This is a genomic window from Sulfurihydrogenibium yellowstonense SS-5 (assembly GCF_000173615.1).
In the GTDB taxonomy this organism is placed as follows: Bacteria; Aquificota; Aquificia; order Aquificales; family Hydrogenothermaceae; genus Sulfurihydrogenibium; species Sulfurihydrogenibium yellowstonense.
Genome location: NZ_ABZS01000064.1, coordinates 1 through 8383, shown reverse-complemented (window position 1 = coordinate 8383; position 8383 = coordinate 1). Strand labels below are relative to the sequence as shown.

At 36.4% G+C, this 8383-nt stretch carries 6 protein-coding genes, 2 tRNA genes and 1 pseudogene; 7 read left to right on the top strand and 2 right to left on the bottom strand.

What is annotated here, in order from left to right; translation table 11 throughout:
* From SULYE_RS03790 to SULYE_RS03760, 7 genes are all read left to right on the top strand, one after another.
* A partial coding sequence (locus tag SULYE_RS03790; protein ID WP_007546668.1) for an arsenate reductase (azurin) large subunit occupies window positions 1-1386 on the top strand: 1386 nt, incomplete at its 5' end.
* 53 nt (window positions 1387-1439) lie between these two features.
* A complete protein-coding gene (locus tag SULYE_RS03785; RefSeq protein ID WP_007546666.1) occupies window positions 1440-2759 on the top strand; it encodes a hypothetical protein in 1320 nt (439 codons plus the stop codon).
* A 194-nt stretch (window positions 2760-2953) separates the two neighbouring features.
* Entirely contained in the window at window positions 2954-3541 is a 588-nt protein-coding gene (locus SULYE_RS03780; protein WP_007546664.1) for a hypothetical protein, read from the top strand.
* Between the two features lie 368 nt (window positions 3542-3909).
* Window positions 3910-4824, top strand: coding sequence for a signal recognition particle-docking protein FtsY (ftsY, locus tag SULYE_RS03775; protein ID WP_007546662.1), 915 nt, complete (start codon window positions 3910-3912; stop codon window positions 4822-4824).
* A gap of 6 nt (window positions 4825-4830) precedes the next feature.
* Window positions 4831-6228: a pyruvate kinase gene (gene pyk / locus SULYE_RS03770; protein ID WP_007546660.1), complete on the top strand. Its 1398-nt coding sequence runs from the start codon at window positions 4831-4833 to the stop codon at window positions 6226-6228.
* A 225-nt stretch (window positions 6229-6453) separates the two neighbouring features.
* A tRNA-Leu gene (locus SULYE_RS03765) sits at window positions 6454-6537 on the top strand.
* 46 nt (window positions 6538-6583) lie between these two features.
* Window positions 6584-6656, top strand: a tRNA-Gly gene (locus tag SULYE_RS03760).
* Window positions 6657-6672: 16 nt separating this feature from the next.
* On the opposite strand, the pseudogene SULYE_RS08015 reads toward SULYE_RS03760, so the two are convergent.
* Together SULYE_RS08015 and SULYE_RS03755 are read right to left on the bottom strand one after the other, a co-directional pair.
* A pseudogene (locus SULYE_RS08015) lies at window positions 6673-7896 on the bottom strand (hemolysin family protein); the annotation flags it as partial.
* On the bottom strand, window positions 7889-8383 hold a 495-nt coding region (locus SULYE_RS03755), incomplete at its 5' end, for a transporter associated domain-containing protein (RefSeq protein WP_007546657.1). The pseudogene SULYE_RS08015 and the gene SULYE_RS03755, both read right to left, overlap by 8 nt.

Sequence of the window (8383 nt, the reverse complement as noted above, 5' to 3'; positions counted from 1 at the left end):
ATCGCACAGCTTGCTGCCCTCACTGGAAATTACGGAAAACCAGGTACAGGATGCGGAAGACAGGGAGGACACCAAGAAGGTTATGTAAGACCTCACGATAAATCCAGAGCGAAACTTGTTGGTTCTGTATATAATGGCGGACCGCCTGCAAACATCGATGAATATGTAAAAAATAATCCAAAAGCAAAGGTCTATTATATATCTGGAACAGACCCATACCTATCCACACCAAACGCACAAGCTTACAAGAAAAGAGTCCATGAGAGAACCATGGCACTTACTAAGTATCTATCAGAGCAGGCAAGCTTATCTGGAGAACCAGCTGGCTCAGAAGAGAGAGCTGAAAGAATACTAGAAGGTCTCGAAAAAACAAATGGTTTATTTATGGTCGTTATTGATATGTATAAAACTGAAACATCAAGGGATGCACATGTAATACTTCCTGCTGCGGGTTGGGGAGAAAAACCTACTACCTATATAAATTGTAACAGTAGACTACTCAGAATTGCGGAACAATTTATGGCACCTCCAGGAGATGCAAAACCAGACTGGTGGATATGGGGAAGAATTGCTACAAGAATGAAGGAATTATATGAGGCTGAAGGAAACCATGAGGAAGCTAAATACTGTGCTGGAATGGATTGGAAAACTGCTGCTGAAGTTTTCTTAGATGGAGGAAATGATTTCCCAGACAATAGGGTTTCAGAGGCAGATGAAGCAACTCTACCAGCAGAATGCTACAGAGGTGTTACATATGAATATCTCAGAAAAGTAGGTCAGAAAGGTATACAAACTCCTGTTCGCATAGACCCTAAAACCGGAGAGCTTGTTGGCACAAAAAGAAGATACGTACACAGATTTGGAACTCCGGATGGTAAGTTTAAATGGTATGGAACTGACCCATGGGAGCCAGACCCATTAAAATTCTATCCACCAGAGATCACCAAGTACCTCCAAGGAGGAAACGATAGTAAATACTCATTCTGGCTTACTACGGGAAGAAGCCAAATAATCTGGCAAACAGGATACAATGACAGATACCTTCCAGAAAAGGTTGCAACTGTTCCTTTACCATACATAGAAATGAACCCAGAAGATGCAAGAAGACTTGGAATTAATACCGGAGATATAGTTGAGCTTTATAACTTAGAAGGTAATGCAGTGGCGTTGGTATATGTAAACGATGCTCCTCCTCCTGGAACCGTATTTAGTATAATGTACCACTGGAAAGGCTCTTTCAATCACCTTACTACCAGCTATACCGACCCAAAAACCACTATTCCTTGGTATAAGGCTTCAAGGGTTGCGATAAGAAAGCTTAAAGGAAATCTTGAAGATATTCTAAAGAATACATCCTTGTTGCCGGTAAATGATTTTAGAAGCTAAGGCTGTAGGGGGCATATGCCCCCTTAATAAATAAAAATTTTAGGAGGTTAAACATGAAAAAAGTAGCAAGTGCAGCACTTTTAGGTGCAGTCATTTTATCTCCAGCGTATGCTGTGGAGATCACAAGTCTTAAAGATAAGGACGTTGGTATTGATTTCGGCATTCAGTACCGTGTAATGTACAACAACTCCAACATCCAGTCTAACAACCAGTATGATTTCTTCAGACAAAGATTAAGACTTAACTTTGATGTAAAAACCCAGGCAGGCGTTGGGGGCTTCTTCCAGCTTGAATACAGAGGCGGTTGGGGTGGTTCATCACCAGCATTTAGCGACCCAAGGGACGCTTATGCAGTAAACGCATTTAATAGACTTCAGGCAAGAGGTGTAAGGTATGGTTATCTTTACTTCCCAGCTGGACCTGGCACTGTGCTGGCTGGTATCCTCCCTGCCAACGACCAAGTAGACCAAATGCTCTTTTCTGCAGACTGGGACCTTAACATAGGTGGAATAGCATACGCAGGAAAGGTAGGTGATATTGACTACAGGCTTGCTTATGTAAGACTTGTAGAAGGAGCATTTTACAGAAACACTGCGGTAAAGGATAAAGACCAGCACTTCTTAGTTTTAGACTTAAACTCTAAGCTTGGCGGGCTTAACGCCGGCATCCATTACTATGGAACTTATGGAAAAATATGCGATCCAAACAGTCCTAATTATCCAAACAGTTGTACTCCTTCTGATTTCATTACCCTAAACCAAACATGGGTTGGTCCTACTTTAACCTATAAGCTCGACCAAGTAAACCTTCACGCTGCAGTTCTTGCAAACAGTGGAAAGATTGCAAGCACCAGCAACAGTGGATGGCTTGCAAGACTTGAGGGTTCTACAAAGCTTGGACCAGCAACTTTAAGCCTTCTTGGTGTGTATTCTACTGGAAAAGACAACAAAAAGGGTTTTCAAACGGTACACGGTCTTTTGGGAACCAACGGATACTGGGCATACACTTACATCTTTACCCCACACGGACCATCTGACGTGAATGACTTTGGTCTCGAGCCGGGCAATAAAGGCTATGGTCTTACAACAGTTCAGGCAAAGGTTGACTTTCCTATCACAGAAGGTTTATCAGCACAAGGCGTTATAGGAACGTTTAGGTCTAACAAAGATATGATAGATGGTAATGGTAATAACGTTGGTAAAAGCCTTGGTACAGAAGCTGGAGTTACTCTCGCAGCCAATGTAGGAAAACATATGACTTTAGAATTTGGCGGTGCAGTAGCATCTCTTGGCAACGCTGGAAAGGCTATGTACAACGGAGATACAAAGAAATCAGTAAATGAAATATTCTCAAGACTTCAACTTGAGTTTTAACCTCCTGCTGCTGTTATCCTACTACAGCTTGCCCGCGTAGCTGCGGGCTTTTTTATTTTATTATATTTTGAATCAGAAGAGTATGTCTCACGTTTTAAATCTCGCTTCTCAGCTTAATTGTTGGTGAAAACCTGGGTTATAATAATATTGCTTTAAATATTTTTTTTAAAATATATACGGAGGATATAATCAAGATGAAAAAAATTGCAATTCTTTTATTCGGTACAACTTTCTTGTTTGGCTGTGGGACAGTAAAGAATGTGCTTGGAAGCTTTGAAACCAATAAACAAAGTTCAAAAACAGAGCCAGAAAGCTCCATTAAAGTAAAGGAACTTCGCATAAAAGTTATAGAAGGCGTAGCAAGTTGTCGAGAGCTTTTAGATAATACGGTCGCAAGACCGCAGGCGTGCGGAAAGTGTGAGCTTATTCAGGAAGGACAAACACTAAAAGTTATAGAAACAGAACGTTGTGTCAAATATAACGCCATTGGTTGTATTACAAAAGACGGAAAAGTTTTTGTAATAAATAATTTATCATGCGAGCCTGTGGCTGAGGGGATGAACATTAAGAAAGAAACATTCAATGAAAGAGACCTCAAAGGTTCAACTTACGTTGTAAGAGTTGTTGGTGAGGATTGTATAGCTTACATAAGAGCCAAGAAGAATACCAAAATACTATATACGAGAGAATACGGCGGAGAGTTTGATGTTACTGTCCAGATGGATCCAGAAACAGCAAACGAAGTAAAAACCATGGGCTGTGTAAAATGGGTAAATAAATAAGAAATCTACCGTCCTCGGCTTTACAGCCTCAGGATAGAAAAAAATTTGATAATTAAGCGTCTGAAAGATGTAGACGTCTCACATTATGAGACTGCTTGCAAAAATCAACATCGTCATTCTGCAGCCGTGGGAAGAATCTCCTATTTTTCTTTATTCCTTTTAAATGGCATCAAAAGAGGAGATCCTTCACTTCTTCAGGATGACAGATAAAATAATAATATCGTTTTAGAGCTACAGCAATGAATCTTAATAATTCTTTTTTGAAATCTATTATACATTTTTTCATGCTTTTTAACTTATACGTTGACACAAAAAGTCTCTTTGCAATGATAAAATATTAATTAAACTAACTTTAAGAGGTGCAGGCGTTGTTTAAATCTTTCTTTGAAAAGGTCAAAAAAGGTCTCGAAAAAACAAAGAAACAATTAGCTGAAGGCTTTAGCAAAATTTCCTTTGGAAGAAAGATAGATGAGTCATTGTTTGAAGATATAGAAGTTGTTTTACTTAAAGCAGACGTTGGAGTAAAAGCTACTCAGGAGATAATACAATTTTTAAGAGAAGAGAGCAAAAAAAGAAAAATCACCGAAGGTGAGCAGTTAAAAGAGTTATTAAAAGAGAAAATATACGATATTTTAAAAGATTGTGAAGGAAGGCTAACATTTTTAGGTGAAAAGCCGGATGTTTTATTATTTCTTGGAATTAATGGAAGTGGGAAAACTACAACCGTTGGAAAGTTAGCTTATATGCTAAAACAAGACGGTAAATCGGTAGTTCTAGCTGCGGCAGATACGTTTAGAGCTGCAGCAATAGACCAGCTTGAAGTATGGGCTAACAGAGTAGGAGTTAGAATTGTAAAACATCAACAAGGAGCAGACCCTTCAGCGGTTGTTTTTGATGCTATAAACAGTGCTAAAGCTAAAGGCGATGATGTTGTTATCGTTGATACAGCCGGAAGGCTTCATACAAAAGAACATCTGATGAAAGAACTACAAAAAATTAAAAAAACGATTGCTAAATTTTTTGAAAATCAACCGGTAGAGACCTTATTAGTCTTGGATGGAACGATAGGTCAAAACTCAATAAATCAAGCAAAAACATTTAAAGAAGCAACGGATGTAAGCGGTATTATTATCACAAAGCTTGACGGAACATCAAAAGGCGGAGCAATCATTCCTATCTGTAAGGATTTAAAAATACCAATCAAATTTATCGGCGTTGGTGAAGGAATAGACGATTTACAGCCATTTGATGCAAAAGAGTTTGTAGATGCACTATTTGAGTAAATAACCATGCTAAACCTGCCAGAAATCAAAACAAAGATTGTATGCACCATTGGTCCTGCATCTTCTGATGAAGAGACTATTAAAAAAATGATTCAAAACGGCATGAACATTGCCAGAATTAACTTTTCTCACGGCTCTTTTGAATCTCATCAAAAAGTCATAAATCTTCTTAGACAAACAGCAAAATCTTTAAATAAAAGAATAGTTATCTTAGGAGACCTGCCCGGACCAAAAATCAGAATTGGAGACTTGCAGCCTCTTGATATAAAAGTTGGTGATAGGTTAATCCTTTCAGATAAGCCACAGGAAGGAGTCATTTCTGTTAACTTAAAAGATTTTTCTAAGTACTTAAAAGTTGGAGATGTTATTTATATAAACGATGGATTTTTACAGTTTAAGGTTGAAGATATAAAAGATGATAAAGTTTATGTTGTAAGTTTAACAAATGGGAAGCTTACTTCTCGTAAAGGTATAAACCTGCCAAACGTAGATTTACCATTAAAAGCCATCGGAGAGTTTGAGAAAAAATGCATTGAGTTTTCAAAAGAAGTTGAGATTGACGCTTTATGTGTATCCTTTGTTAGAGATAGGCAGGATATTGTAGATGCAAGAGAGTATGCAAAAAGTATAGATTACTATCCTTTTTTGATTGCAAAGATAGAAAGACCAAAAGCAGTAGAAAATATAGATGAGATTATACAAGAAGCTGATGGAATAATGGTTGCAAGAGGAGACCTTGGCATAGAAACACCGATAGAGTGTATAGCAATTACACAAAAAAGAATCATTAAAAAAGCAAATTTGGCCGGAAAGCCAGTAATTACTGCAACACAAATGCTTGAATCTATGATTGAAAGCGTTAGACCAACGCGAGCAGAAGCAACGGACGTAGCAAATGCAATATTAGACGGAACAGACTGTCTCATGCTATCGGCAGAAACTGCTGTTGGTAAATATCCAGATATAGCAGTTTTAACATTAAAAAATATTGCAAAATGCATAGAAAAAGAAAGATATGAAAGTCCAATGTATGAAGTACTTTTAAAAGACCTTTCAAAGTCAAACTCACTCCAAGATACTATGGCATTAAATGCCTTTAATTTAGTAAAAAACCTAAATCCTGGGTTTGTTATAACTCCAACATCAAGTGGAGCCACAGCCAGAAGAATGAGCAGGTTCAAACTTCCTGTATGGATAATTGCTGTTTGTTTTAATAAAAATGTAGAAAAAAACTTAGAATTTTCATATGGTGTTTATCCAGTATACGAAGAACAAATGCCAAAAAATTGGAAAGAGTATATCAAAAATCTAACATTATTGAAAAATGGCTATTTTGTATTAATCAAAGGTCCTTCTGAGAAAAACCCGGATGAAAGTAATACGTTGGAAGTGATAAGGATTTAATGTTTGCGAATGAGAGAATTTTGAGCTGAGAATGATCTAAAAATTAAATAACCTTTTAGTCGTCATTCTGCAACCGAGCGAAAAATCTCCTGTTTTATCTTTAAAAAAATCAAAAAAAAGAGATCCTTCGGCTTACAGTCTCGGGATGATACAGGAAAATAAACTTACGAGAATTTTGAAACGCTCTGGAATTAATTTGATTATGATATAATATATATTTACTTTGCGAGTGTGGCGGAATTGGCAGACGCGCGGGACTTAGGATCCCGTGCCCGAAAGGGCGTGTGGGTTCAACTCCCACCACTCGCACTTGAAAAGAAAAATAAATTGTGATATAATATTTAGTATATTTTATGCGAGAGTAGCTCAGTTGGTAGAGCGACTCCTTGCCAAGGAGTAGGTCGCGGGTTCGAGTCCCGTCTCTCGCTCTTCTAACTTCTTGATTAAGACTTCCAAAACTCTTCTCTTTTCAATTTTCAAAACTTTGAAAACATATTGGTCTATAACTATCTCTTCATCCTTCTTTGGCATTCTTCCAAGAATGTAGGTGATCACGCCGTTGATAGTTTCAAATGGTCCATCCGGAATATTGATATCTATATAATTTTTCAACTCTCTGATTTCCATGAGTCCATCTACAATAAGCTCCGTTAAAGATTGTTTTTTTAGTCTTACTTTATCTTTTTTGACAAACTCATCTTTAATTTCTCCTACTATCTCTTCTAAAACATCTCTTAAAGTGATTATTCCGATGGTTGCTCCTCTTTCGTCAACGACTACAGCTATATGGTCTTTGTAGTTTTTAAAGCCTTTTAAAACATTTGGCAGATTTGCAAACTCCGGAATGTATCTAATACCTTTCATGTACTTTGTTATTGGCTCGTTTGGTTTTGCAAAAATTAAATCATAAGACCTTACAAATCCAATTATTTGGTCTATTCTTTTTCTATAAATCGGAATTCTTGAATAACCTGTTTCTTTAAATATCGGGACTACATCCATAACCTTTTTATCATCAGAAACTGCGATAACATCTGAAAGCGGAACTACTATCTCCGATATTCTTCTTTCGCTAAAAATTAAGATATTAGCTATTATTTTTTTCTTTAATTCATCTATTTCTTTAACTTCAGAAATCAGTAAATCTAAAATTTCTTGTTTTGATAAAGGTTTTTCTGATGCAGGTTTTAGCTTAAAAAGTATAAAAACAATTTTGTTTATCAAATTAGCAAATATTAAAAATGGCTTAAATATTTTTCTAAAAACTTCTAAAAAATGAACTACATAATAAATAATGTCATCTGCGTAATGCTGAAAAATACTCTTTGGAATAACTTCACCAAATAGAAGAGTCAAAATTACTATGGCTTCTGCAAATATTTCTTCTTTTCCTTTTATGATAGGCGTATAATAGGAAATATCATGAAGTAATGCGACAAATGTAGATGTTGCAAAAGTTATGCTTAAAATCGTGCCAATCAATCCAACAGAGATATATTCATTATAGTGTTTAGCCAAAAGCTGGTAAATTTTTTCTGCTTTCTCATCACCTTTTGAAGCTTGATACTTTAATTTGCTTTTGTTTACTGAAAATAACGCAATCTCTGAACCGGAAAAAAGAGCCTCAAAAAATATAAATAAGACTATCAATACTACAGAACTAATCATTTTCTTCCCCGTTAGAGTTTGGAGTTTCTAATCTCTCTATCATTACCTTTTCTATTCTGTTTGAACTCATTTCAATAACTTTAAATTTGTAATCTTGAACGATGAACTCTTCATTTTCCTCCGGAAATCTTTTTAAATAGTCAAGAATAAAACCTGCTATGGTGTCATAGTCATAATCTTCTGGCAATACAATTCCAAGCTCATCTGTTAAGAAAGCAACATCTTCCTTACCGGAGACAATCCATACATTATCTGAAATTTGTTTTATTGTTGCTTCTTCTGGTTCATACTCCTCTGGTATATCTCCTACGATTGTCTCAATCAAATCTTTGTATGTAATAAGTCCAACAGTTGTACCATGCTCATCTACTACGATGGCTATATTCTGCTTTGTTTCGTTAAATTTTTTCATTGCATCTAAGACAGTTGTAAATTCTGGTAAAAATAAGATTGGTTTTATAAAGCTGTCTATCTTCTTCTTCTTTAC

What these genes read in the sequence shown, in the direction of transcription:
- SULYE_RS03785 (WP_007546666.1), top strand. Translation starts at nt 1,440, where the DNA reads ATGAAAAAAGTAGCAAGTGCAGCACTTTTAGGTGCAGTCATTTTATCT.
- SULYE_RS03780 (WP_007546664.1), top strand. Translation starts at nt 2,954, where the DNA reads ATGAAAAAAATTGCAATTCTTTTATTCGGTACAACTTTCTTGTTTGGC.
- pyk (WP_007546660.1), top strand. Translation starts at nt 4,831, where the DNA reads ATGCTAAACCTGCCAGAAATCAAAACAAAGATTGTATGCACCATTGGT.